Origin of the sequence: Streptomyces sp. NPDC056160, from assembly GCF_042268205.1 — a bacterium.
Taxonomy (GTDB): Bacteria; Actinomycetota; Actinomycetes; order Streptomycetales; family Streptomycetaceae; genus Streptomyces.
The window spans coordinates 12744-37149 of record NZ_JBHJUW010000034.1 but is presented as its reverse complement, the minus strand read 5'-3'; the positions used below and the strand labels follow the sequence as shown (position 1 = coordinate 37149).

Below are 24406 nucleotides of genomic sequence, written 5' to 3'. Positions count from 1 at the left end.
ACAACCTGTCTTCTAACCAGGCAACACCCCGTCGAACCCCACTGCGGACAACCGCCGCGAACGAGTGCCGCCGACGGGGTGGCGGGTGACCTGCCCCGCACCCGTCGTCACACTTAGTCACTGGCGACCGGCACCGGTCCGTTCCGATCGCCCGGGGAGCCGTCGGACACCTGCGCCCCGCGGCCGTTGGCCGGCACCGCCAGTTCGAACCACACCGTCTTGCCGGTCTCGTCCGGCCGGGTGCCCCAGCGGCGCGAGGCGGCGGCGACCAGTTGCAGGCCGCGTCCGCTCTCGTCGTCGGGGCGGGCCGGCCGTTCGCGGGGCGGGTCGGGCAGCGGGTCGGAGACCTCCACCAGCAGCACGCGCGGCAGACCGACGGGGCGCACCAGCCTGAGACCGATGGGGCCGTGGGCGTGCCGCAGCGAGTTGGTGACCAGCTCACTCACCAGCAGGGCCGCGGTGTCGCCGACGCTGTCCAGCTCCCAGGTGCGCAACTGGCCGCGGACGGCGGACCGGGCGGTGCGCACCGCGCCGGGGTCCGCGGAGAAGGTCCACTCGGCGCAGTCGCCTTCGGTGTCGATCACGCCGATCACTTCCCGGGCCAGCGAGCCGCCCATGTCCGGTTTCATGGGTTTTGGGGTTATGGGGGACATACCCGGTATCCGGTAGCCCTTACCGCCCTTCCGGAAGCGGTACCCGGGCGGACGCCCGGCGGAAGGCCTACGCGCTTGCCGGACGCGGTTTCGCCGGGGCCGTCGGCGTATCCGGCGCTCCGCCGCCCGCTGTCGGCGTTGTCGAGCGCGCCCGCCGGGCTGCCCGTGGGGGCCGCGGGCGGGCTGCCCGCGGTGGCCGCGGGTGCGGCGGGTCCGGCGGGGGCCAGGTGAGCGAGGGCGGCGCGCACGGCGGGAACGTCCTGGTCCAGCCACGGTACGGTCCAGATCTCGGACGGGGTCAGCCAGCGGAGTTCGTCGTGGTCCTCGAGGGGCCGGGGGGCGGCGGAGCCGGGGCGCAGGCGGGCCGTCCACACCCGGAGTTCGTACGGCGGCCTCAGCGGCCAGGCGCCCGGCACCGGCGTCACGGTCTCGGCGTCCACGCCCAGTTCCTCACGCAGTTCACGGACGAGGGCCGCCTCCGGCAGCTCACCCGGCTCGACCTTTCCGCCGGGCAGTTCCCAGCGGCCGGCCAGTTCCGGGGGCGCACTACGGCGCGCGGCCAGCAGACGGCCGCCGTCGAGCAGGGCGGCACCCACCACCACGATCCGTTCGGTCATGCCCGGAGCCTACGGGAGTCAGCCGGCGGCGCCGTCCGGCCCGCCGCTGCCCGCCGGACCGCCGGGCTGCCCTACGCACTCGACCCAGTAGAGCTGTTTGTGGCCCCGTTCGCCGAGGCTGTCGGCGATCTTCTGCGCCTCGGCACGGGTGGCGTACCTGCCCACGCGGTAGCGGTTGCCGTTGTCGTCCTGTCGGACGACGAGCCAGGGAAGAGTGATCGTGCTGTCGTTCATCCCGCCCCATTGCTCCTTCCCGCCCCGCGCGTCACCCGCGCTCCCGCCCGCGTCCGGCTTCCCGCCCCCTGCCGCGGCCGGCTGCCGCGCCCGGCTGACACGGAAACCGCACCTCGCATATGCCCGAGCCTACGCCCTACCTTCACTCAGCGAATACAGGTTTTCACAAAGAGGTATGCAACCGGCCAATCCGCAGGGGGCGCACGGGGACGAACGCGCCGCTCGCGGACATGGGGGGCGCGCGGTCGCGGGCATGGCGCCGTCGACCGGGGCGAGCGGGGACGACCTGCGAGAACGGCCGGAATCGAACGCCTCGTCGGCCCGGCGGACCGGGCGGGCGGCCGGGGCCGGTCCGAGAGGGGGCGCGCACCACCCCCGGTGACCGCGAGACCCTGGCACACTCGGGCGCCGTGAGGACGACAGCGCAGACCCACCCCGTCGACCACGACCTCGTCCAGGCGGCGGCGCGCGTCGCGCGCACCCGCTGCCGGGGTGACGCCCACACCATGGCCGCGGCGGCCCGCGCCCGGGACGACCGCATCGTGACCGCCGTGAACGCCTACCACTTCACGGGAGGACCGTGCGCCGATTTGGTCCTCATCGGCGCGGCTGCCGCGCAGGGCGTCTACGAGCTGGAGACCGTCGTGGCCGTGGGCGACCGCGACCGGGGGGTCGTGCCCCCCGTGCGGCCGGTGCCCTCAGGTCCTCCTCGACTGCTTCCCCTACTTCCCCGCCCTCGAGGTCATCGTCGGGGAGGGCGGCCGCGTCCGTGCCGTCCCCATCACGGACCTGCTGCCCGAGAGTTACGTCTGGGCCGACCACCAGCTCGACGCCGGGTGAACCGCGACCGCGCCGCGGCTCCCCCTCCCCCCGGCACGACCGCATCCGCGCGGCGGTCTACTTCACGGGAAGGTGGTACGCCACGCGGTAGCGGTCCGCCGGGATGACCACGTCCGCCGTCTCGACGGCCCGGCCGGAGGCGTAGAAGGTCCGGCGGACGACCACGACGACATGGCCGGGGACGCCGCCGAGCAGGAGCAGTTCCTCGGCGAGGCCGGGGCGGGCGCCGACCTCCTCGGTGACGTTGTCCACGATGATGTCGATGGCGCGCATGCGCTCGACGACGCCCATGCCTCCGAGCGGTCCCTCCTCGGGGAGCATCACGGGGGTGCGGCCGGTCAGGGCGAGCGGTTCCCAGGAGGTGGAGAGCATCATCGCCTCGCCCGCGTCCCGGAAGACGTACTTGGTGCACATCACGCGGTCTCCGGGCTTGATGCCGAGCCGGTCGGCGATCGCGCGACTCGCCACGGCCTGCGCGCTGCTCGACTCCCAGGTGCCGCGCGCCTCGGCGGAGGCCTGCTCCTGCCGGAAGGGTGTGGCCCCGCCGGCCGGGCGGTAGCCGGAGCGGGCGACGCGACGCGGCTCGGGCCGCTCCCGCACATACGTCCCCGAGCCGGAGCGGCCCTCGACCAGGCCCTCGGCCATCAGCACCTTGCGCGCCTCCAGGGCGACCGTGTCCGAGACGCCGTACTCCTCGCGGATCCTCGCCTGGGAGGGAAGCCGGGTGTGCGGGGGCAGCAGCCCGTCGGCGATCTTCTGGCGGAGATCGCCCGCGACCCGCAGATACGCCGGCTGCTCACCGAAAGTCACTGGCCACTCCCATCAGGTTGCACAGACAGCAACAGCGTGGCAACCGTAGGTTGTGCCGTGCAAGTGAAGGCCAGAGAATCACTCGATGTGATGACTTGTGGGGTCGGGGGGCTTTACCCAGGCACTTTCTCCCCGCTATAGGCGTTCTCACACCTGCCGGGCCGCGCTGCCTGCCGCGCCCACGATCCCGGCACCGACTCGAAACGCGATGTGCCGCGGGCGGCCGGGCCCATAGCTTTGCGCGCGGTGACAGAGGGAACGGGGGCGGGGTGCTGTGCGCGTGACGGAAGCGACGGGGTGTTGTGCGCGTGACGGAAGCGACGGTCCGGGCCGTCAGCGGACCGACCGCGCGCCGGGGGGAGTCGGCGGAGCGGGCAGAGTCGGCAGTCGGGCAGAGTCGGCGGGTCGGGCAGAGCCGGCGGGTCGGGCGGAGCAGGCCCGTCGGGCGGAGCGGGCGGAGCAGGCCCGTCGGGCGGAGCGGGCGGAGCAGGCCCGTCGGGCGGAGCGGGCGGAGCAGGCCCGTCGGGCGGAGCGGGCGGCGTGCGGTCGAGCGGCCTTGCGCTCCGCGCCGTGTGGGTCGCCGCCGGGCGGGTCACCGAGCCGACGCCGTACCCGGATCGAGGCCCCTTCGGCCCGTAACCTGCGGTCATGACAAGTCTGCCGGACCGCTACTGCCCCACCGACGGCGTCCGTGTCCCCAGTGACTCGCTCGCATGGTGCTGCCCGTCCTGCCACGGCCCCCTGGACCTCGACTTCGCCCCCACCCCGGCGTCCCTGAAGTCCCTCGCCGGACGGGTGAACTCGCTGTGGCGGTACGCGGAGACGCTGCCGCTGGCGCCGCCCTCGGTGTCCCTGGGCGAGGGGCGCACCCCGCTGGTGACGCTGACGGACGAGGTGTCGGCGAAGCTGGACTACCTGATGCCGACGCTGTCGTTCAAGGACCGGGGCGCGGTGCTGCTGGCCCAGCTCGCGCAGCGCATCGGGCCGCGCCGGGTGGTCGCGGACAGCAGCGGCAACGCGGGCACGGCGATCGCCGCGTATTGTGCCCGTGCCCGGCTGCCCTGCAGCGTCTACGTCCCGCTGGGCACGTCCGCGAAGAAGCTGGAGCAGATCGAGGCGCACGGCGCCCGGCTGGAGATCGTGGACGGCGACCGCGCGGCGGCGGGGGCGGCGGCGCAGCGGGCGGCGGACGAGCCGGGCACGTTCTACGCCTCGCACGTCTACAACCCGTACTTCCTGCACGGCACCAAGACCTACGTGCACGAGTTGTGGGAGGACCTGGGCGGCCGCTTGCCCGACGTGCTCGTCCTGCCGGTGGGCAACGGCACGCTGCTGCTCGGCGCGGCACTGGCGATCGCCGAGCTGTACGGCGCCGGGCTGCTGGACCGGCGTCCGGCGCTGTGGGCGGTGCAGGCGGCGGCGGTCGCCCCGCTGGCCGACGCCTGGGCTCGGGGCGCGGAGGAACTCACCGGCACCACCACCGTCGCCCCCACCTACGCCGAGGGCATCGCCATCCCGCGTCCGCCCCGCGCCCGCCAGATCCTGCGCGCGGTACGGGGGTCGGGCGGGACGTTCCTGACGGTGACGGAGGACCAGATCCGGCACGCGCAACTGGACCTCGCCTCCCGGGGCCTGTACGTCGAGTCGACGGGCGTGGCCTGCTGGGCGGCCGTGCGGGAGGGCGCGCTCGCCGGCAAGTCGGCGGCGGTGCCGTTGTGCGGGGCGGGTCTGAAGTCGGGGCTGGCACGGCCGTAGCGCCCGCACGGCCGCGCAGGACCGCACCGCCGCGCAGGACCGCACCGCCGCGCAGGGCCTTGGCGCGGCACGGGCGGGGGCGCGCGGGCGGAGGGGGCGCGCGGGTGGGGTGCGCGGGCGGACGGGGCGCCGCCGGGGCTCAGTCGTCGAAGGTGGTGGCGCGCGTGCGCTTCTCCCAAGCGGTGACGTCGCCGCGGACCTGGTCGAGGTGGCCGAGGACGGCGGTGACCGCGTCGTCGCCCAGGGGCAGGCGCAGCGGGGTGTCGTCCGCCTCCAGGGCGGCGAGGATCAGCGCCGCCGCCTTCGCCGGGTCGCCGGGCTGGGTGCCGTCACCGCCGGCGACGGATCCGCGGGTCCGGCCCACCGTGGCGTACAGGCCGCTGTCGGCGCTGAGTCCGGCCCTGCCGGTGCCGAACAGTGACGTGCGGAAGGCTCCCGGCTCGACGATCAGCACCTTGACGCCGTACTCGGCGACCTCGTCCGCGAGCGCCTCGGACATGCCCTCCAGGGCGAACTTCGTCCCGCTGTACGCGCCGAAGCCCGCGAAGGACATCTGCCCGCCCATGCTGCTCATCTGCACGATCGCGCCCGAGCGCCGCTCGCGCATGTGCGGCAGCACGGCGCGGGTGAGCGCGGCGGGGCCGAAGACGTGCACGTCGAACAGGTCTCGCAGCTCCTGCTCGGTGGTCTCCTCCAAGGCTCCGACGTGGGTGCGGCCCGCGTTGTTGACCAGCACGTCGATCCGTCCGTACCGCGCCAGCACGTCCCGTACGACGGCCTCGGCGGCGGCGGTGTCGGCGACGTCCAGCGCCAGCGCCTCCACCTGGTCGGCGTGTGCGGCGACCAGGTCGGCCAGTGCCTCGGGGTGCCGGGCCGCGCCCACGACGACATCGCCCGCGGCGACGGCCGCCTCGGTGATCGCCCGTCCGAAACCGCTGCTCGCGCCGGTCACCAGCCACACCTTGTTCATGACCCCTCCTGGGCTCGTCGTCGTGTCACCAGGTTCGGCCCGGAAGGGGTGGCGCGTCCAAGATCTGTCGTGATAGCCGATGGTTATGACGACGGACGTGCACCTGAGGGACCTGAGGTACTTCGCGACGGCGGCCGAGGAACTGCACTTCACCCGCGCCGCCGAACGCCTGTACGTGTCCCAGCCCGCGCTGAGCAAGCAGATCAGGGCGCTGGAGGGGCAGTTGGGCTCCGCACTCTTCGAACGCGGGCCGCAGGGTGTGGCGCTCACGGACGCCGGTGAGGCGCTGCTGCCGCACGCCCTGCGGGTACTGGAGGCGTGGGAACAGGGCGCCCTCGCCGTGGAGTCGGCGCGGGCGGCGCTGCGCGGCACGCTGGTGGTGGGCATGAGCACCAGCCCGGGGCGCGGCGGGCTGCTGCCGGCGATCCGTTCCCGGTTCACGGCCGCGCGGCCCGAGGCGTCGCTGCGGCTGCGGCAGGTGAGCTGGGAGGACCCGACCGCGGGGTTGGCGGACAAGGAGACGGACGTCGCTTTCGTATGGCTGCCGCTGCCCGACCCGCAACGGTACGGGTGGACGGTGGTCGCACAGGAGCCGCGCCTGGTCGCGCTGCCCGAGGCGCATCCACTGGCCGAACACGCGGAGGTCGACTTCGCCGACCTGGCCCCGCTGCCGTTCCTGGCGCTGCCGCGGGTCGCCGGTCCGCTGCGGGACTACTGGCTCGCCCTGGACGCCCGGGGCGGGCGCCCGCCGCTGATCGGCGCCGAGGTGGCGAGCGCCGAGGAGACGTACGAGGCGTTGGTGGCGGGGCTCGGCGTCTGCCTGGTCGCGACCGGCAACGCCCCGCTCGTCACCCTGGGCGGGGTGACCACCCGCCCCGTACGCGGCATCGGCCCGAGCCGCTACGCGCTCGCCTGGCGCCGCGAGGACGCGGACCACCCGTTGGTCCGCGCCTGCGCCGACGCCTCCCGGCTGGCGTCGGGCGCCGCGTGAGGCACGTGGGACGCAAAGGCACGCCGGGTGTCCCTCTCCCCCGATCGAGCAGCAGCGAGGTTCCGGCGAGGAATTCCGGTCCCTCGCGGCATTCACCGACGCCCTGCGCGCCGTCGACAACCTCGGCAGGCGGCTGGCCCGTGCGCCGACCGACGCCCTCACGGCCGAACCGCGCGCCCACCACGGAGTGGAGATGCACTCGTGAGGCCGGTGAGTGAAGCAGCGCGGGGCACCGCCCTTTCACGCCGCGGACAATGGGGGATCACACCGCCACGAACCGGACGCGTTCGCCGCAGACCTTGGTCATGTCGTCGACATCGGAGGTCAACATGACCACAGGGTGGTGCTGTCGCAGCGCGACCTCAGCGACCGCCGCGCCGCACGCGTACTTGTGCCCGTGCAAGCCGGCATTCATCAGCAGCTTCGAGGCCGCCCTCGCCTCCTCGTCGCCCAGCGGAACTACGCGCAGCCCACAGAGCCCGGTTCAGGAGAGACTTGTCCGTACGCTCGTGGACAGCCTCGATGACGGTGAGCGCACTGATCGCGACTCCATGCCGCGCGAGCGCGCCTCAGCGACCAGAGCCACCACCTGCTCGTCGTCGGTGAGCAGCTTCGAGAGCCCTTCGCCAGCGAGGACCAGCGTTCCCTCGTGACTCAGCCTGCGGCAGGCCACTCGGCCTCCTCGGCGAACATCTCGTCGAAGACCTGCCGCGCCCGCTGCCGGGCCCGCTCGGAGACCGGCCCCTTGCGGCTCTCGTAGTCCGCCAGGTACTCGTCAAGGACCTGGCCGCGCAACCCGTGCTCGACCGCCTCGGCAATGAACGCGGAGAAGTCCCGCTTGCCCACCCGCGCCCGGATCGCCTCCGCAGTCCCCTCCGGCAGCGACAGGCTTGCTGGCGGCTTGGCAGCCGCGGGCAGCTGGGCCGTCCGCCGCTGGCGGCGCCGGAAGGCAGGAGCTGACGCAACCGATCAGGTCGTCACAGCGGTTCCATCCTCAGGGCCCAGCAGAGGTGACTAATCGTCAGGACGTCCAGCACCGAACCAGCACGGTATGGACGAAGGGGCCCAAGAGCCCGGCCCCTTCTGATGTGCTTGTTTGCCAGATCGGCGACGTGGCGTTACGTCACCCGCTAGACGTTGAACCGGAACTCGACGACGTCCCCGTCCTGCATCACATAGTCCTTGCCCTCCATGCGGGCCCGGCCCTTCGAGCGGGCCTCGGCGACCGAGCCGGCCTCGATGAGGTCGTGGAAGGAGATGACCTCGGCCTTGATGAAGCCCTTCTGGAAGTCGGTGTGGATGACACCGGCGGCCTCGGGGGCGGTGGCGCCCTTCTTGATGGTCCAGGCGCGGGACTCCTTGGGGCCGGCCGTCAGGTAGGTCTGCAGGCCGAGGGTGTCGAAGCCGACGCGGGCGAGGGTGGCCAGGCCCGGCTCGTGCTGGCCGACGGACTCCAGGAGCTCCAGGGCCTCCTCCTCGTCCAGCTCGGCGAGGTCCGCCTCCAGCTTGGCGTTGAGGAAGATCGCCTCGGCGGGGGCGACCAGGGCGCGCTGCTCGTTCTTGAAGTCCTCGTCGGTCAGTTCGTCCTCGTCGACGTTGAAGACGTAGAGGAAGGGCTTGGTGGTGAGCAGGTGGAGGTCGTGCAGCAGCTCCGCGCGCTCGGTGCCCTGGAGGATGCCCTGCGAGAAGAGCGTGTCGCCCTTCTCCAGAATCGCCTGAGCCTCCTCGACGGCCTTGACCTTGGGCTGGATGTCCTTCTTGATCCGCGACTCCTTCTGGAGGCGGGGCAGGACCTTCTCGATGGTCTGGAGGTCGGCCAGGATCAGCTCGGTGTTGATCGTCTCGATGTCGTCCTTGGGCGAGACCTTGCCGTCGACGTGCACGACGTTCTCGTCCTTGAACGCGCGGATGACCTGGCAGATCGCGTCCGACTCGCGGATGTTCGCGAGGAACTTGTTGCCCAGGCCCTCGCCCTCGCTGGCACCGCGCACGATGCCGGCGATGTCGACGAAGTCGACCGTGGCCGGGAGGATCCGCTCCGACTTGAAGATCGAGGCGAGCTGGGCGAGGCGACCGTCCGGTACGCCCACGACACCGACGTTGGGCTCGATCGTGGCGAACGGGTAGTTGGCCGCGAGCACGTCGTTCTTGGTCAGGGCGTTGAACAGGGTCGACTTGCCGACGTTCGGCAGACCGACGATTCCGATCGTGAGCGACACGTTGCGACTTCCCGTACGTGAGGAGACTGGGGGCCAGGGGGCCGATCCACCAGTCTACGGCGTGCGGCATCCCGTCTTCGCGACGCGTCGAACGCCTGGCCGACCTACCGGCCGCCACAGGACCGCCACACCACGCGGCGTGTCAAACGGCCTATTCAACACATAAACAGACCTAGGTTGGTCCGGTGGAGCAACACTGGACGCGACCTCAGCAGCACGGACAGCGACGCGGCAGGCCGCCGCTGCCCCCGCAGGGCGCGCAGGGGCACCCGCAGGCCCCGCGCCGGGAGAGAGGGCAGGGGGAGGGCGAGGGGTCGGCGCAGGGCGGGCGCGTGGATCGGCGGCCGGGCCGGGGGCCGGGCCCGGGCCCGGGTACGCGTGAGGGTGCGGGTGCGGGTGCGGGTGCGGTTCAGGATCCGGGGGCGGTTCGAGGGCCGGGGGCGGCTCCGGGTTCAGGGCAGGCGGCGTGGCGTTCGTCCGCCGTCTCGTCCGCCGTCGTTCGGGGTCCTGCCCCGGCCCTGGTCATACAGCGACTGCGCCAACTGCCCAACCCCCGGCTCACGGGCCTGGGCGGCGGGCTGTTCTGCGGCGCGGTGATGTTCGTGCTCGGCTGTCTGGACGCGCTGCTCCTGGACGCCTCGCCGACCGTGTACGGGGTGCTGTTCGTGCCGGTGTGCGCGCTGACCGCGGTGTGGACGCGCAAGGGGGACCTGCTGAGCGCGCCGGTGGTGGTGCCCATCGGCTTCGCGGTGGGCCTGCTGCCCGTGGCCGACGGCGGCGGGGGCGTCCTCGGCACCCTGATGGGCCTGGTGACCGCCCTCTCCACCCAGGCGGTGTGGCTGTACGGCGGGACGCTGATCGCTGGGGTCACGGCGCTGGTGCGACGCGCCGCGTCGGCACCCGCCCGGGCAGGGGAACGAGCCGGGCAAAGAGCAGGGGAACGAGCAGCGGCGCGGTCCGCCAGGCGTGCGGGGGCACGAGCGGGGGCCCGCGGTCGCCGTTGATCCTCCCGCTCCGGCCGGTGCCCCGCAGGCCCCGCGGCCCCGGCGGGCGGCTGCCTCACCTGCGGTCGGTCACGCGCGGCTCCCCGCCGCGCGCATCGCCGCGCCCACGATGCCCGCGTTGTTCTGGAGCCGGGCGGGGACGATCTCCGCCCGGACACCCTCCAGGTAGGGCAGGAACTTGTGGGCCTTGCGGCTGACGCCGCCGCCGATGATGAACAGCTCCGGGGAGAAGAGCATCTCGACGTGGGCCAAGTACGTGCGGACGCGGCGGCCCCACTGCTCCCAGGACAGGTCGTGGTCGTCCTTGGCCTTGCCAGAGGCCCGCTTCTCCGCCTCGTGGCCGTCCAGCTCCAGGTGGCCCAGTTCGGTGTTGGGGACGAGGACGCCGTCGACGAAGACCGCGCTGCCGATGCCGGTGCCGAAGGTGAGCAGCACGACGGTGCCCTTGCGGCCCTGGCCGGCACCGAAGTGCATCTCGGCGACGCCCGCCGCGTCCGCGTCGTTGACCACGGTCACCGGCAGCCCGCCCAGCCGCTCGCCGAACAACGCGCGCGCGTCGGTGTCGATCCAGCTCTTGTCGACGTTGGCCGCCGTACGGACCATGGCGCCGCCGGTGACGACGCCGGGGAAGGTCAGTCCGACCGGTCCGGTCCAGCCGAAGTGGGCGACGACCTCCCGGACGCCGTCGGCCACGCCGTCGGGTGTCGCCGGGTGCGGGGTGAGCACCTTGTGGCGCTCCCGGGCCAGGTCGCCCTTGTCCAGGTCCACCGGGGCGCCCTTGATCCCCGACCCGCCGATGTCCACACCGAAGATCTGCATGGCTCCACGTTACGACGTGCCACCGACAGTCACGCCTGCCGCGTCCCCCGCGCGGGAGGCGGGTCCGCTCACCCCTCCGACGTACCCGATCCGCCGCGCTCGGCGGACAGCGCGGCCGCCTCCTCGCGCAGGTCGCGGCGCAGCTCCTTGGGCAGCGAGAAGGTGATGGACTCCTCGGCCGCCTTGACGATCTCCACGTCCTCGAAGCCGCGCTGCGTCAGCCATTCGAGCACCTGCTCGACCAGGACCTCCGGTACGGAGGCGCCCGAGGTCACGCCGACCGTGCTCACGCCGTCCAGCCACGCCTCGTCGATCTCGTCGGCGAAGTCCACCAGGTACGCCTGGTCCGCGCCCGCGAGCTTGGCGACCTCCACCAGCCGCTTGGAGTTGGAGGAGTTGCGGGAGCCGACCACGATGACCAGGTCCGCCTCGGCGCCCATCTGCTTGACGGCGAGCTGGCGGTTCTGCGTGGCGTAGCAGATGTCGTCGCTGGGCGGCGAGATCAGCTGGGGGAACTTCTCCTTCAGCGCGTCGACCGTCTCCATGGTCTCGTCGACCGACAGGGTCGTCTGGGAGAGCCAGACCACCCGCGACGGGTCGCGCACCTCGACGTTCGCGGCGTCCCCGGGGCCGTCGACGAGCTGGATGTGGTCGGGGGCCTCGCCGGAGGTGCCGATGACCTCCTCGTGGCCCTCGTGCCCGATCAGGAGGATGTCGTAGTCCTCGTTGGCGAAGCGGACGGCTTCCTTGTGGACCTTGGTCACCAGGGGGCAGGTGGCGTCGATGGTGGCGAGGCGGCCGCGGGCGGCCTCCTCGTGGACGACGGGCGCCACGCCGTGCGCCGAGAACATCACGATGTTGCCCGGCGGCACCTCCTCCGTCCGCTCGACGAAGACGGCGCCCTTCTTCTCCAGGGTCTGCACGACGTACTTGTTGTGGACGATCTCGTGACGGACGTACACCGGAGCCCCGTACTGCTCCAGGGCTTTCTCGACGGCGATCACGGCGCGGTCCACACCCGCGCAGTAGCCCCGGGGGGCGGCGAGCAGGACACGGCGGCCAGACGTAGCAGTCATGCGCCCCATCGTAAGGCCGCCCGCCGCGCGCCGAAGATCCCGAGGGGTGGGCACGCAGGCCCGGCAGCCGGGAGGTGGGCGCGGGGCGCGCACGCCCCGCGGCCCGGGGCGCTCGCGGGTGCGCCCGCGTTGTCGGTGTCGACCGTTACGCTCGCGGGCATGGCTGTCTCCACGTCCCCCGAAGCCCCGCTGCCCGTCGGTGAGGTCTCCCGGCTCATCGGCGGCTGGATCGACCGGCTCGGCGCGGTGTGGGTCGAGGGGCAGATCACGCAGCTGTCGCGGCGGCCGGGCGCGGGCGTCGTGTTCCTGACGCTGCGCGACCCGTCGTACAACATCTCCGTCGGCGTGACCTGCTACCGCGAGGTGTTCGACGCCGTCGCGGACGTGGTCGGCGAGGGCGCCCGGGTCGTCGTTCGCGCCAAGCCCGAGTGGTATGCCCCGCGCGGGCAGCTGTCGCTGCGGGCCGCTGAGATAAGGCCGGTGGGCGTCGGTGAGCTGCTGGCCCGCCTGGAGCAGCTGAAGAAGAACCTCGCGGCGGAGGGGCTCTTCGCGCCGGGGCGCAAGAAGCCGCTGCCCTTCCTGCCGCAGCTGATCGGACTGGTGTGCGGTCGGGCCTCCGCCGCCGAGCGGGACGTCCTGGAGAACGCCCGGCACCGCTGGCCCGCCGTCCGCTTCGAGGTGCGCAACGTGCCCGTGCAGGGCGTGCACGCCGTCCCGCAGGTCGTGCAGGCCGTCAAGGAGCTGGACGCGCTCGACGACGTGGACGTGATCATCGTGGCGCGCGGCGGCGGCAGTGTGGAGGACCTGCTGCCGTTCTCCGACGAGCAGCTCGTGCGCGCGGTCGCCGCCTGCCGTACGCCGGTCGTGTCCGCGATCGGTCACGAGCCGGACACCCCGCTGCTGGACTACGTCGCGGACCTGCGCGCCTCCACGCCCACCGACGCCGCCAAGAAGGTCGTCCCGGACGTCGGCGAGGAGGCCGAGCGGGTACGACAGCTGCGCGACCGCGCGCGCAGGTGCGCCCAGGCGCACGTCGAACGGGAGGAGCGCGGACTCGCCCACGCGCTCTCCCGGCCGGTCATGGAGGATCCGCACCGCATGATCGACGAGCGGGCCGACCACGTGGCCGCGCTGCTGGACCGGAGCCGGCGCACGTTGCGGCACCTGCTGGACCGCGCCGACTCCGAGCTGGGGCACACCCACGCGCGCGTGGTGGCCCTCTCCCCCGCCGCGACCCTGCGGCGCGGGTACGCCGTGCTGCAACGGGCCGACGGTCACGTGGTCCGCGACCCCGGCGAGGTGACGGCGGACGAGACGCTGCGGGCACGGGTCGCCGAGGGCGAGTTCACGGTTCGGGTCGACACAGGGATGGGCGAATGACGAGCAGGACACCGGCGGCCGACGAGACGCCGGGCTACGAGCAGGCACGGGACGAGCTGATCGAGGTCGTCCGCCGCCTGGAGGCGGGCGGGACGAGCCTGGAGGAGTCTCTCGCCCTGTGGGAGCGGGGCGAGGAGCTGGCCAAGGTCTGCCGGCGGTGGCTGGAGGGCGCCCGCGCCCGGCTGGACGCGGCCCTGGCCGAGGAGGCCGCGCAGGACGGCGGCGAAGGCGCGGACGAGGAGTGAGAGGCGGACGCGGCAACTGAGCCGCAGCGGAGGGGCCGGTCGGCGCTCGGGCCCGCACCGGCCCTGCTCGAGGCCCGTACCGGCCCTGAGCGCCGGGTTCCGGACGGTCTGCGCCGGCCGGGCGCTCAGGACGTCCGCAGTGCCTGCGCCATCTTCGTCAGCTGCGCGAAGGAGGCCGTGCCCGCCACCACCGTCGTGTCGCCCTTGGCACCTTCCGACACGAGGGCGTCGTAACGGCCGCCGGTGTACCGGGTCCAGGTGCGACCGCCGATCTCCTGGCTGACCTTGGTGGCGCGGGAGCCCTGGCTGGCGTCGTCGATGAAGTCCTTGCGCTTCTGCGTGGACTGCTCGATGGCCACGTACTGGCCCTCGGGGTCCTGGAAGCCCAGGTGCCAGCTGTCGCCCTGGTCGGCCCGGTAGCGGACCGAGGTGGCCTTCCACGTCTCGGGCAGGCCCTCCGGTGCGGCCACCGGGTAGGAGGCGGCGCGGCGTGCCGTGAGCAGTTCGACGCGGTAGTCGACCCGTTTGATGTCCGGAGCGTGGTCGTCGTGCGGGACGAAGAGGTAGACGACCCCGGCCGTCGCCATGATCACGATCAGGGAGAGGATCGTGCCCCGCACTGTCTTCTGCTTGCCGTTCGAACCTGCCACGCCCCTATCGTCGCAGGTGTCCGATCCGCTCATCCGTGGGGTCCCCTGCTCATACTGCCCATCCGGCGATAGAGTCGTGGCCAGAACCCTCATCCGGCCGTCGTCGTATCAGAAAGGTGCGCTCCGATGACCGAGCATCATCACTTGCCGTCCGAGCTCGATGTCCCCTCCGAGGCTCCCGACCGCAACCTCGCTCTGGAACTGGTCCGCGTGACCGAAGCCGCCGCGATGGCCGCGGGCCGCTGGGTCGGGCGCGGCGACAAGAACGGCGCCGACGGCGCCGCGGTCCGCGCCATGCGGACCCTCGTCTCCACCGTCTCGATGAACGGCGTCGTCGTCATCGGGGAGGGCGAGAAGGACGAGGCCCCGATGCTCTTCAACGGGGAGCGCGTGGGTGACGGGACCGGGCCGGAGGTCGACATCGCCGTCGACCCGATCGACGGCACCACCCTGACCGCCAAGGGCATGCCCAACGCGATCGCGGTGCTGGCCGCCGCCGAGCGCGGCGCGATGTTCGACCCGTCCGCCGTGTTCTACATGGACAAGCTGGTCACGGGGCCGGAGGCCGCCGACTTCGTCGACATCGACGCGCCGGTGTCGGTGAACATCAAGCGGGTCGCCAAGGCCAAGCGGGCCACGCCCGAGGACGTCACCGTGGTCATCCTGGACCGGCCGCGGCACGCGGGCATCATCAAGGAGATCCGGGAGACCGGCGCCCGGATCAAGCTGATCTCCGACGGCGACGTGGCCGGCTCCATCCTGGCGCTGCGCGACGGCACCGGCATCGACCTGCTGCTCGGCATCGGCGGCACCCCCGAGGGCATCATCTCGGCCTGCGCGGTGAAGTGCCTGGGCGGCACGATCCAGGGCAAGCTGTGGCCCAAGGACGACGAGGAGCGGCAGCGGGCCATCGACGCCGGGCACGACCTCGACCGGGTGCTGACCACCGAGGACCTGGTCACCGGCGAGAACGTGTTCTTCGTCGCCACCGGCATCACCGACGGCGAGCTGCTGCGCGGAGTGCGCTACCGCTCGGAGTCGGCGACGACGGACTCGATCGTGATGCGCTCCAAGTCCGGCACGGTGCGCCGGATCGACTCCGAGCACCGGCTGAGCAAGCTGCGCGCGTACAGCGCGATCGACTTCGACCGCGCGAAGTAGCCGGGAGGGCCGGCGGCTGACGGCCGGTGGCCCAGCCCGGGCGGGCCCGGCATGACGTGGGGCGCCCCCTGTGCGGAGGGGCGCCCCCTCGTCGTACGCGCCCTCGTCGTACGGGCCCTCGTCGTACGGGCGCGGCCCTGGCCGCGAAACGACGGAGCCGCGCCGAACCCACGGCCTACGGGCCCCGGGTCCACGGCCTACGGGCCGACGGACCGCGGACCCGCTCCCGGCTAACCCGCCGCCGCTATGCGGCCCGTCGCGTGGGCCACCTTCTGCAGTTCCAGGTCGCGCCGCCGCCGGCGGGCCAGGACCACGCGGCGTTCGGCGGCGGTCAGGCCGCCCCAGACGCCGTACGGCTCGGGCTGGAGCAGCGCGTGCTCGCGGCACTCGACCATCACCGGGCAGCGCGCACAGACGCGCTTCGCCGCCTCCTCGCGCGACAGCCGCGCGGCCGTGGGTTCTTTCGAGGGTGCGAAGAACAGGCCGGCCTCGTCGCGCCTGCACACCGCCTCGGTGTGCCACGGTGCGTCTTGGTCCCTGTCTCGCACCGGCGCCCGCTGGGCCGGTACGGCAGCGACCTGCAGGGACGAATGCGGCGGTTGCAGCACGGTCTACTCCTGACGACGGCTTCGCGAGCGAGAGACGATGCAGCAAGGCCTACCCGCTGTACGCGGGCCTATGCACTCGGTGGTGAACCGGCCGTTTGCTCACAGGTGCTTGCGCACATGCTTGTCGACCTTGCGCTGCACCCGGTCGAGGATGTCCGCGACAAGCTTGCCGCGCTTGGGCCGCGCCTCCACGTTGCCGAGGACGGCCCAGCCGTCGACGTAGACGACGGGGGCGTCGGGGTCGGCCGCGTCCAGCGTGTCCACCTCGAAGTTACCGAGGATGCCGCCGCCGGTGCCGCGCAGCGTCACGTTCTCCGGGACGCGGATCTGGACGTCACCGAAGACCGAGACGGCCTTGATGACGACCTGCTGGTACTCGAAGGTCGCCTCGCTGAGGTCGATCTCGACGCTGCCGAAGATCGAGTACGCGTGCAGCCTGCGCCCGGCGCGCCAGCGGCCCCTGCGGGTGGCCGCGCTGAACACCGCCACCACGTTCTCGTCGGCCTGCCGGGGTATCTCCTCCTCGGACGGGCGCCTGGGGGCGTACGAAGGGGCGGTGCGGCCCTGGTGGGCGGCGGGCAGGTCCTGGATGAAGACCTCCAGCTCACCGACCGTCTTGGCGTTCAGCACCCCCTCGACGCGCTCGGCGTGCTCGTCGGCGGTGAGGCGGCCCTCGGCGAGGGCGTCGCGCAGCATGTCGGCGATGCGGTCACGGTCGGCGTCCGAGGCGCGCAGCTCCGTGGCAGGGGGCGCGGTCTGCTTCTGAAGGTCCACGGCAGCAGCGTACCCAAACACGATAGATCGCGACACCTCTGCGGCGGAAGCCGGCGGAGCGGAAGCGGAGGGGGCGGAGGGGGCGGAGGGAACTGAGCGGGACCTCACAGACCCGCTGTCGGCGGCAGGTTCTACGCTGGTCGGTGCCCGCCAGCGTCGGCGGGCAGCCGTCCGTAGAGTGAGGAATGGGCTGAGATGCCTGAGTTCGCGTACACCGATCTGCTCCCCCAGGGTGAGGACACCACTCCGTACCGGCTGGTGACGTCCGAGGGCGTCTCCACCGTCGAGGGACCCGACGGGCGTACGTTCCTCAAGGTCGAGCCCGAGGCGTTGCGCAAGCTGGCCGAGGAGGCGATCCACGACATCCAGCACTACCTGCGCCCGGCCCACCTCGCCCAGCTCCGCCGCATCGTCGACGACCCGGAGGCCAGCGCGAACGACAAGTTCGTCGCCCTGGACCTGCTGAAGAACGCGAACATCGCCGCCGCCGGTGTGCTGCCCATGTGCCAGGACACGGGCACCGCGATCGTGATGGGCAAGCGCGGGCAGAACGTGCTGACCGCGGGCGGCGACGAGGAGGCCCTCTCGCACGGCATCTACGACGCGTACACCAAGCTCAACCTGCGCTACTCGCAGATGGCGCCGCTGACCATGTGGGAGGAGAAGAACACCGGTTCCAACCTCCCCGCCCAGATCGAGCTGTACGCCACCGACGGCGGCGCCTACAAGTTCCTGTTCATGGCCAAGGGCGGCGGCAGCGCCAACAAGTCCTTCCTCTACCAGGAGACGAAGGCCGTCCTGAACGAGTCCTCCATGATGAAGTTCCTGGAGGAGAAGATCCGTTCGCTGGGCACGGCCGCCTGCCCGCCGTACCACCTGGCGATCGTCGTCGGCGGTACGTCGGCCGAGTACGCGCTGAAGACCGCGAAGTACGCCTCCGCGCACTACCTGGACAACCTGCCCGCCGAGGGCTCCGCGCTCGGCCACGGCTTCCGGGACGAGGAGCTGGAGGAGAAGGTCTTCGAGCTGACGCAGAAGATCGGCATCGGCGCGCAGTTCGGCGGCAAGTACTTCTGCCACGACGTGCGCGTGGTGCGCCTGCCGCGGCACGGCGCGTCCTGCCCGGTCGCCATCGCCGTCTCCTGCTCGGCCGACCGCCAGGCCGTCGCCAAGATCACCGCGGAGGGTGTGTTCCTGGAGCAGCTGGAGACGGACCCGGCGCGGTTCCTGCCGGAGACGACCGACGAGCACCTGGAGTCGGACGGTGACGTCGTCGAGATCGACCTGAACCAGCCGATGGAGTCGATCCTCGCCGAGCTGACCAAGTACCCGGTCAAGACCCGTCTCTCCCTCACCGGCCCGCTGGTCGTCGCCCGCGACATCGCCCACGCGAAGATCAAGGAGCGGCTGGACGCGGGCGAGGGCATGCCGCAGTACCTCAAGGACCACCCGGTCTACTACGCCGGCCCGGCCAAGACCCCCGAGGGCTACGCCTCGGGCTCCTTCGGTCCGACCACGGCGGGCCGCATGGACTCCTACGTGGAGCAGTTCCAGGCGGCGGGCGGCTCCAAGGTGATGCTCGCCAAGGGCAACCGCAGCAAGCAGGTCACGGACGCGTGCGACACGCACGGCGGCTTCTACCTGGGCTCCATCGGCGGGCCCGCGGCGCGCCTCGCCCAGGACTGCATCAAGAAGGTCGAGGTCCTGGAGTACGAGGAGCTGGGCATGGAGGCCGTCTGGAAGATCGAGGTCGAGGACTTCCCGGCGTTCGTCGTCGTCGACGACAAGGGCAACGACTTCTTCCAGGACCCGGCCCCGCAGCCGACGTTCACGAGCATTCCGGTGCGGGGGCCCGGCCTGGGCTGACCCCGCAGCGCACGCCAGGAGCCCTCGGCGAACGCCGGGGGCTCCTCCCGTCGCGCGGACGCGCGGCGCGGGTTCAGTACGGGTGGTGGTCCGGCTTGGCCTCCCAGGCCTCGTACGCCTTCGCGCCCAGCTCCGGGTGGATCTGCTCGATGTGGATGCGGCGCTGGTCCAGGGGCTTTCGGAAGTCCTCGTACTGGAAGGCGTCGTCGAAACCGATCTTCCGCGTGGCGTCCAGGTCGCAGCCGAAGTAGACGTTGTCGATGCGCGCCCAGTAGATGGCGCTCATGCACATGGGGCAGGGTGCGCCGCTGATGTAGATCGAACAGCCCTGGAGCATCCGGGCCCGCTCCGGGACCGGGTCGGGGGAGCCCTCGGGGCGCGGCACGTATTCCAGGATGCCCTCGTTCTGGTGGTCCTCCGAGATGGTGGGGGCCTCCGGGTTGAGGAGCTGGGACGCCTTGTGGATGGTCTCTATCTCGGCATGCGCGGTCGGGTCGCCGGTCAGGAGGACACGGTTCTGGCCGCGGGCGAGAATCTCGCCGTCCCGGGTTATCACGGCGCCGAACGGGCCGCCCCAGCCGTGCTCCACCGACTCCGTGGCCAGCCGCACCGCTTCCGCCATGAACTCCTTGTGACCCATCACGACCTCCGCTCCGCGCCCGCCCCGGCATTCGGGTGTGGATTCCCCTACCCCTGATCCCGTTTTCCGCCCCCGATCCCCATTCCCGATTTCCCCCTCTTGTCTGATAAGTTCCTTTAGGATTAGGCTACTCCGCATGAGCGTCAGCGCAAACCGCGGACGTGGTGGAGCCGGAGCCACCGTCATGACCTCCCAGAAGGTCGTCCCCGGCCGCGAGGACGACTACGAACGCTGGCAGGAACGAGTGAACGGGGCCGTGCGCGACTTCGACGGCTTCGAGGGAACGGAGCTGTACCCGCCCGGTGCCGAGGACAACCAGTGGGTCGTGTTGTTCCGCTTCTCGGACGTCGGCCGGCTGAGCTCCTGGCTCGGGTCGGCGACGCGCCGCGAACTCCTGGACGAGGGCCGTGACTTGTTCGAGGAGGAGCCCGTTCAGGAAGTCCTCAGCGGAGGGCAGCCCGCTCAGGAAGCCGTGACGGCCGTGATCTCGCACAAGGTACGCCCGGGCCACGAACAGGACTTCGTGCGGTGGCAGGACAAGGTCCTCAGGACCCAGCAGAGGTTCCGGGGCTTCATGGGATCAGAACTCTTCGCGCCGGTGGAGGGAATCCAGGACCGGTGGGTCGTCGTGTTCCGGTTCGACAGCCGCGAACATCTGGAGCTGTGGCTGGAGTCGGACGTCCGCGGGAAACTCCTGGAGGAGGGGCGGGACTCCTTCGCCGACTTCGACGTACGCGAGATCGCGTCGGCCTTCAGCGGGTGGTTCCGTTTCGGCGGAGGGGAAGAGGCGGGTGTCCCCCCCAACTGGAAGCAGGCCATGTCCGTTCTCCTCGCGCTCTATCCCACCGTCATGGTGCTGAACCTCACCGTGACCGCCGCCCTCACGCATGCCAGCGTCGCGGGATTCCTCGGCCTTTTCGTCGGAAACGTACTGAGCGTGGGAATTCTGACCTGGTTTCTGATGCCCTTGGTGGTCAACCGCGGCCTGGCCTTCTGGCTGGCCCCCGACCGGCCGCGGTCGCGCCGCACCGACCTGGCGGGCGCGGCCGTCGTGCTCGCCTGCTACGCGGCACTCCTCGCGATTTTCAGCGTCACCGCATAGCGGCGCACGCGACCGGCACGAAAGCGATCGAGCATGTCCTCACGCCGAAGGATTCCGACGACCTCATGGCGTCTCCCGGCGTCTCCTTCAGAGTCGTCCACGGTATCGGCCGCCGCAACCTCGCTGCCCGAGGGCGTGGGCGGGCGCCGGGGCCCGGGGCGAGGAGTCACATGATGAGCCGCCACACGCAGGGGCGCGCCCCCGGGGGCCTGTCGGTCCGCAGGGGCGACGACGGTTACGAGGACATCCGCAGGACCATGGCGTGGAACGCCCTCACACCGGCTCGGTTCCCGGACGTCATCGTGCGCGCGACGTCGGCCGGCGATGTCGTGGAAGCGGTGCGCCTGGCCCGGTCCGAGGGACTCCGGGTCGCCGTACGGTCGGGAGGGCACAGCTGGTGCGCATCGCCCCTGCGTGACGGGGGCATGCTCATCGACGTGTCCGGGCTGCGCGCCTGCGCCGTCGACCCCGCCTCGGGGACGGCGACGGTGCAGCCCGGTGTCACGGGCCGGCAGCTCATCTCGCGGCTCGGCGGTCACGGACTCGCCTTCCCCGCCGGCCACTGCGGCTCCGTCGCCGTCGGCGGATACCTCCTCAGCGGCGGGCTCGGCTGGGACTCCGGCACCCACGGGCCGGCGTGCGCCGGTGTCGAGCGCATAGCAGCCGTGACCGCGGACGGGGAGGCGGTCACCTGCGGCGAGAGCGAGCACGCGGACCTGTTCTGGGCGGCCCGGGGAGCGGGTCCCGGCTTCTTCGCCGCGGTCACCGCCTTCCACCTCAAGCCGTACCCCCGTCCCGGCGCGATCGCCCACACCCAGTGGACCTTCCCCCTGGCAGCCGTCACGGAGGCGACGCACTGGGCCGCCGAGCTGGCCCCCGGCCTCTCCCCGAGCGTCGAGCTGGGTTTCGCCCTCGCCGCGGCGGCCCCCGGCACCGAGCCGGGCCCGCGAGTGGTGACCGTCACCGGCACCGCCTTCGCCTCGTCACGGCGGGAAGCCGAGGAGTTCCTCCGCCCGCTGCACCGCTGCCCCCTGGGCGGACGCTCCCTCTCCCGGCAACTGGACGAGCCGACGACGTACGAGGCCCTGTACGCCTCCTCCGACGCCCTGTGGCCGCCACGGCTGCGCTACGCGGCGGACACCCTGTGGTCGGACGCCGGCTTCCCCGCGCTGCTCAGCCGGCTGGCCAAGGCCCTCGACTCGGCTCCTTCGGGCAGGTCGCTGGTCATCGCACCGGTCTCGCCGGTGGGCCGGACGACGCAGGACATGGCCTTCTCGGTACTCGGCGAGAGCTACGCCGTCCCCTACGCCGTCTGGGAGGACCCCGGCCAGGACACCGCCAACACCGGCTGGCTGCGGGAAGCGATGCACCGGGTCGAACCCCTCGGAACAGGGCACTACATCGCCGAGACGGACCTCACCGCGGCACCGTCCCGCGCCCGCCGCTCCTTCACCCCGGACGCCTGGCAGCGCCTGCGGGCCGTGAGAGCGCGATACGACCCCGAAGGACTCTTCCACTCGTACCTGTCGCCGGACGACGACACGCCGTAGCCGGCGCCGCGCCCACCGTCCGAGCGCCCACGGAACCGGCCCGCGCCGCCCCGCCCCACCGCCCGCCCCCGTCCGGCTCAACGGACGGAACAACCGCATCCCCTGACGCGCTGTACCCGGTATGAGCGAATACCGCATCGAGCACGACTCCATGGGCGAGGTCCAGGTCCCCGCGCACGCCAAGTGGCGGGCCCAGACGCAGCGGGCCGTGGAGAACTTCCCCGTCTCCGGGCAGCGGATCGAGCGGGCGCACATCGAGGCGCTCGCGCGGATCAAGGGCGCCGCCGCCAAGGTCAACGCGGAACTCGGGGTGCTCGACAAAGAGGTCGCCGAGGCGATCCGGGAGGCGGCCGCGGAGGTCGCCGAGGGCAAGTGGGACGAGCACTTCCCCGTGGACGTGTTCCAGACCGGGTCGGGAACCTCGTCGAACATGAACACCAACGAGGTGCTCGCCACCCTCGCGAGCGAGCGCCTGGGCCGGGACGTGCACCCCAACGACCACGTCAACGCCTCCCAGTCCTCCAACGACGTCTTCCCCTCCTCCATCCACATCGCCGCCACCGCCGCCGTCACCCGGGACCTGATCCCGGCCCTCGAACACCTGGCGGACGCGCTCGGCCGCAAGGCCGCGGAGTTCGCGGACGTGGTGAAGTCGGGGCGGACCCACCTGATGGACGCCACGCCCGTCACCCTGGGCCAGGAGTTCGGCGGGTACGCGGCCCAGGTGCGGTACGGCGTCGAGCGGCTGCGGGCCTCCCTGCCCCGGCTGGCCGAGCTGCCGCTGGGCGGCACCGCCGTCGGCACCGGCATCAACACCCCGCCCGGCTTCCCCGCCGCCGTCATCGAGGAGGTCGCCCGCGTCACGGGGCTGCCGCTCACCGAGGCCCGCGACCACTTCGAGGCGCAGGGCGCGCGGGACGGCGTCGTGGAGACCAGCGGGCAGCTGCGGACCATCGCCGTCGGCCTGACGAAGATCGCCAACGATCTGCGGTGGATGTCCTCCGGGCCGCGCACCGGGCTCGCCGAGATCTCCCTGCCCGACCTCCAGCCCGGATCCTCGATCATGCCCGGCAAGGTCAACCCGGTCGTGCCCGAGGCCGTCCTGATGGTCGCCGCGCAGGTCGTCGGCAACGACGCCACGGTCGCCACCGCGGGCGCCGCCGGCAACTTCGAGCTGAACGTCATGCTGCCGGTCATCGCCAAGAACGTCCTGGAGTCGATCCGGCTGCTCGCCAACGTCTCCCGGCTGCTCGCCGACCGCACCGTGGACGGCATCACCGCACACCGGGAACGGGCTCGCGAGTACGCCGAGTCCTCGCCCTCCGTCGTCACGCCGCTCAACAAGTACATCGGCTACGAGGAGGCCGCGAAGGTCGCCAAGAAGGCGCTCGCCGAAAAGAAGACGATCCGTCAGGTCGTACTGGAGAGCGGGTACGTGGAGCGCGGCGACCTGACCGCCGCGCAGCTCGACGAGGCGCTGGACGTACTGCGGATGACGCGCCCCTGAAGAGGTCGGGCGCACGGGCACCGTCCGTCACGCCGACCGCAGCGGCCGATGGCCATGACACCTAATATCTGTGCATGGCAGACGACGGAGCGGTGAGAGATGTGACGGCACGCGGTGCGACGGCCCGTTGGGCGCCCGGGAGTCACGTCCTGTGGCGCTACCGGGAGAACGGCGGGCCGGGGCTCCACATCGCGCGGCCCGTGACCGTCGTGCGCGACGACGCCGACCTGCTGGCGGTGTGGCTGGCGCCCGGCACCGAGTGCGTCAGGCCCGTCCTCGCCGACGGCACGCCCGTGCACCTGGAACCGCTGGCCACCCGCTACACCAAGCCCCGTGCGGTGCAGCGGGACCGCTGGTTCGGCACGGGCGTGCTGAAGCTGGCCCGGCCCGGTGAGCCCTGGTCGGTGTGGCTGTTCTGGGAGCCGGGCTGGCGGTTCAAGAACTGGTACGTGAACCTGGAGGAGCCGCTGGCCCGTTGGGCGGGCGGCGTCGACTCCGAGGACCATTTCCTGGACATCACCGTGCAGCCGGACCGCAGCTGGGACTGGCGCGACGAGGACGAGTTCGCGCAGGCGCAGCGGGACGGTCTGGTGGACGACGCGCTGGCCGGGCGCGTGCGGGCCGCGGGCCGCCTGGCGGTGGAGGTGATCCGCGCCTGGGGGTCTCCGTTCCGTGACGACTGGCAGGACTGGCGCCCGGATCCCTCCTGGGCTGTACCGTCACTGCCACAGGACTGGGACCGTACGCCCGCGCATGTGTCCTCATGAGACCCTTGATGCGCCCCCGGACAGGAAACGTAGGATCGTCCTCCGCAAGGGCGCAGGGGGGCACGTGGCCGGCGCAACTCCCGCGGCCGGCGGAGAGTCTGACCGTATGTCACCGAGGGGCGGCAGGACGTGAGCGAGGGGTACGAGGGCACGACCCGAGCGGGGCGC

The 24406-nt window shown here is 72.1% G+C and carries 23 protein-coding genes and 3 pseudogenes; 12 read left to right on the top strand and 14 right to left on the bottom strand.

Annotated elements, in window-relative coordinates:
- Positions 1-113 precede the first annotated feature (113 nt).
- The 3 genes and pseudogenes from ACFC02_RS15420 to ACFC02_RS15410 all read right to left on the bottom strand — a co-directional run bounded on the left by ACFC02_RS15420 (position 114) and on the right by ACFC02_RS15410 (position 1504).
- On the bottom strand, positions 114-629 hold the full coding sequence (locus tag ACFC02_RS15420; protein WP_376356709.1) for an ATP-binding protein: 516 nt from the start codon (positions 627-629) through the stop codon (positions 114-116).
- A 248-nt stretch (positions 630-877) separates the two neighbouring features.
- Positions 878-1270, bottom strand: a pseudogene (locus ACFC02_RS15415) ((deoxy)nucleoside triphosphate pyrophosphohydrolase); the annotation flags it as partial.
- An 18-nt stretch (positions 1271-1288) separates the two neighbouring features.
- The gene (locus ACFC02_RS15410) at positions 1289-1504 is read right to left on the bottom strand and encodes an SPOR domain-containing protein (protein ID WP_376356707.1); all 216 of its coding nucleotides are present in this window, start codon (positions 1502-1504) and stop codon (positions 1289-1291) included.
- 410 nt (positions 1505-1914) lie between these two features.
- On the opposite strand from ACFC02_RS15410, the pseudogene ACFC02_RS15405 reads away from it, so the two are divergent.
- A pseudogene (locus tag ACFC02_RS15405) lies at positions 1915-2344 on the top strand (cytidine deaminase).
- Between the two features lie 57 nt (positions 2345-2401).
- Here ACFC02_RS15405 and ACFC02_RS15400 read toward each other — a convergent pair.
- Entirely contained in the window at positions 2402-3154 is a 753-nt protein-coding gene (locus tag ACFC02_RS15400) for a GntR family transcriptional regulator (RefSeq protein WP_376356705.1), read from the bottom strand.
- A 648-nt stretch (positions 3155-3802) separates the two neighbouring features.
- Here ACFC02_RS15400 and ACFC02_RS15395 point away from each other — a divergent pair.
- Positions 3803-4909 carry a pyridoxal-phosphate dependent enzyme gene (locus ACFC02_RS15395; RefSeq protein WP_376356703.1) on the top strand — a complete coding sequence of 369 codons (1107 nt, stop codon included), beginning with the start codon at positions 3803-3805 and terminating at the stop codon, positions 4907-4909.
- A gap of 139 nt (positions 4910-5048) precedes the next feature.
- On the opposite strand, the gene ACFC02_RS15390 is transcribed toward ACFC02_RS15395, so the two are convergent.
- Positions 5049-5879, bottom strand: a complete 831-nt coding sequence (locus ACFC02_RS15390; protein ID WP_376356701.1) for an oxidoreductase — start codon at positions 5877-5879, stop codon at positions 5049-5051.
- An 85-nt stretch (positions 5880-5964) separates the two neighbouring features.
- Here ACFC02_RS15390 and ACFC02_RS15385 point away from each other — a divergent pair, with 85 nt between their 5' ends.
- Positions 5965-6870, top strand: a complete 906-nt coding sequence (locus ACFC02_RS15385; RefSeq protein WP_376356699.1) for a LysR family transcriptional regulator — start codon at positions 5965-5967, stop codon at positions 6868-6870.
- A 262-nt stretch (positions 6871-7132) separates the two neighbouring features.
- Here ACFC02_RS15385 and ACFC02_RS15380 read toward each other — a convergent pair.
- From ACFC02_RS15380 to ychF, 3 genes and pseudogenes are all read right to left on the bottom strand, one after another.
- Positions 7133-7543: pseudogene (locus tag ACFC02_RS15380) on the bottom strand (DNA-binding protein).
- Complete coding sequence (locus tag ACFC02_RS15375; RefSeq protein ID WP_376356764.1) at positions 7525-7788, bottom strand: hypothetical protein; 264 nt, start codon at positions 7786-7788, stop codon at positions 7525-7527. Before ACFC02_RS15375 ends, ACFC02_RS15380 begins: the two are co-directional and overlap by 19 nt.
- Positions 7789-8000: 212 nt before the next feature.
- Entirely contained in the window at positions 8001-9089 is a 1089-nt protein-coding gene (ychF, locus tag ACFC02_RS15370) for a redox-regulated ATPase YchF (protein WP_376356696.1), read from the bottom strand.
- A gap of 596 nt (positions 9090-9685) precedes the next feature.
- Here ychF and ACFC02_RS15365 point away from each other — a divergent pair.
- Positions 9686-10093 carry a DUF6542 domain-containing protein gene (locus tag ACFC02_RS15365; protein ID WP_376356762.1) on the top strand — a complete coding sequence of 136 codons (408 nt, stop codon included), beginning with the start codon at positions 9686-9688 and terminating at the stop codon, positions 10091-10093.
- A gap of 69 nt (positions 10094-10162) precedes the next feature.
- Here the strand turns inward: ACFC02_RS15365 and ppgK are convergent, their stop codons facing one another.
- Together ppgK and ACFC02_RS15355 are read right to left on the bottom strand one after the other, a co-directional pair.
- A complete protein-coding gene (gene ppgK, locus ACFC02_RS15360; RefSeq protein WP_376356694.1) occupies positions 10163-10912 on the bottom strand; it encodes a polyphosphate--glucose phosphotransferase in 750 nt (249 codons plus the stop codon).
- Positions 10913-10980: 68 nt separating this feature from the next.
- Positions 10981-11997 carry a 4-hydroxy-3-methylbut-2-enyl diphosphate reductase gene (locus ACFC02_RS15355; protein WP_376356692.1) on the bottom strand — a complete coding sequence of 339 codons (1017 nt, stop codon included), beginning with the start codon at positions 11995-11997 and terminating at the stop codon, positions 10981-10983.
- A 150-nt stretch (positions 11998-12147) separates the two neighbouring features.
- Between ACFC02_RS15355 and xseA the strand changes: the two genes are divergently transcribed.
- Both xseA and ACFC02_RS15345 read left to right on the top strand, forming a co-directional pair.
- A complete protein-coding gene (gene xseA / locus ACFC02_RS15350; RefSeq protein ID WP_360975974.1) occupies positions 12148-13368 on the top strand; it encodes an exodeoxyribonuclease VII large subunit in 1221 nt (406 codons plus the stop codon).
- Positions 13365-13613 carry an exodeoxyribonuclease VII small subunit gene (locus ACFC02_RS15345; RefSeq protein WP_376356689.1) on the top strand — a complete coding sequence of 83 codons (249 nt, stop codon included), beginning with the start codon at positions 13365-13367 and terminating at the stop codon, positions 13611-13613. Before xseA ends, ACFC02_RS15345 begins: the two co-directional genes overlap by 4 nt.
- 125 nt (positions 13614-13738) lie before the next feature.
- On the opposite strand, the gene ACFC02_RS15340 is transcribed toward ACFC02_RS15345, so the two are convergent.
- Entirely contained in the window at positions 13739-14263 is a 525-nt protein-coding gene (locus tag ACFC02_RS15340; protein ID WP_360975980.1) for a DUF4245 domain-containing protein, read from the bottom strand.
- A 126-nt stretch (positions 14264-14389) separates the two neighbouring features.
- Here ACFC02_RS15340 and glpX point away from each other — a divergent pair, with 126 nt between their 5' ends.
- Positions 14390-15424, top strand: coding sequence for a class II fructose-bisphosphatase (gene glpX, locus ACFC02_RS15335; RefSeq protein ID WP_376356687.1), 1035 nt, complete (start codon positions 14390-14392; stop codon positions 15422-15424).
- Between the two features lie 230 nt (positions 15425-15654).
- Here the strand turns inward: glpX and ACFC02_RS15330 are convergent, their stop codons facing one another.
- Positions 15655-16032, bottom strand: a complete 378-nt coding sequence (locus ACFC02_RS15330; protein ID WP_360975986.1) for a WhiB family transcriptional regulator — start codon at positions 16030-16032, stop codon at positions 15655-15657.
- Positions 16033-16131: 99 nt separating this feature from the next.
- Positions 16132-16806 carry a DUF1707 domain-containing protein gene (locus tag ACFC02_RS15325; RefSeq protein ID WP_376356684.1) on the bottom strand — a complete coding sequence of 225 codons (675 nt, stop codon included), beginning with the start codon at positions 16804-16806 and terminating at the stop codon, positions 16132-16134.
- 195 nt (positions 16807-17001) lie between these two features.
- Between ACFC02_RS15325 and ACFC02_RS15320 the strand changes: the two genes are divergently transcribed.
- Complete coding sequence (locus tag ACFC02_RS15320; protein WP_376356682.1) at positions 17002-18672, top strand: fumarate hydratase; 1671 nt, start codon at positions 17002-17004, stop codon at positions 18670-18672.
- 73 nt (positions 18673-18745) lie between these two features.
- On the opposite strand, the gene ACFC02_RS15315 is transcribed toward ACFC02_RS15320, so the two are convergent.
- Complete coding sequence (locus tag ACFC02_RS15315) at positions 18746-19312, bottom strand: nucleoside deaminase (protein ID WP_376356680.1); 567 nt, start codon at positions 19310-19312, stop codon at positions 18746-18748.
- Positions 19313-19448: 136 nt separating this feature from the next.
- Between ACFC02_RS15315 and ACFC02_RS15310 the strand changes: the two genes are divergently transcribed.
- The 4 genes from ACFC02_RS15310 (at position 19449) to ACFC02_RS15295 (ending at position 24238) form a co-directional block, all read left to right on the top strand.
- Positions 19449-20414 (top strand): antibiotic biosynthesis monooxygenase, encoded by a 966-nt coding sequence (locus tag ACFC02_RS15310; RefSeq protein WP_376356678.1) that lies wholly within the window; start codon positions 19449-19451, stop codon positions 20412-20414.
- 173 nt (positions 20415-20587) lie between these two features.
- A complete protein-coding gene (locus ACFC02_RS15305) occupies positions 20588-21964 on the top strand; it encodes an FAD-binding oxidoreductase (protein WP_376356676.1) in 1377 nt (458 codons plus the stop codon).
- Positions 21965-22085: 121 nt separating this feature from the next.
- On the top strand, positions 22086-23471 hold the full coding sequence (locus tag ACFC02_RS15300) for a class II fumarate hydratase (protein ID WP_376356674.1): 1386 nt from the start codon (positions 22086-22088) through the stop codon (positions 23469-23471).
- A 74-nt stretch (positions 23472-23545) separates the two neighbouring features.
- Positions 23546-24238: a DUF402 domain-containing protein gene (locus tag ACFC02_RS15295; RefSeq protein ID WP_376356672.1), complete on the top strand. Its 693-nt coding sequence runs from the start codon at positions 23546-23548 to the stop codon at positions 24236-24238.
- Positions 24239-24406 lie beyond the last annotated feature (168 nt).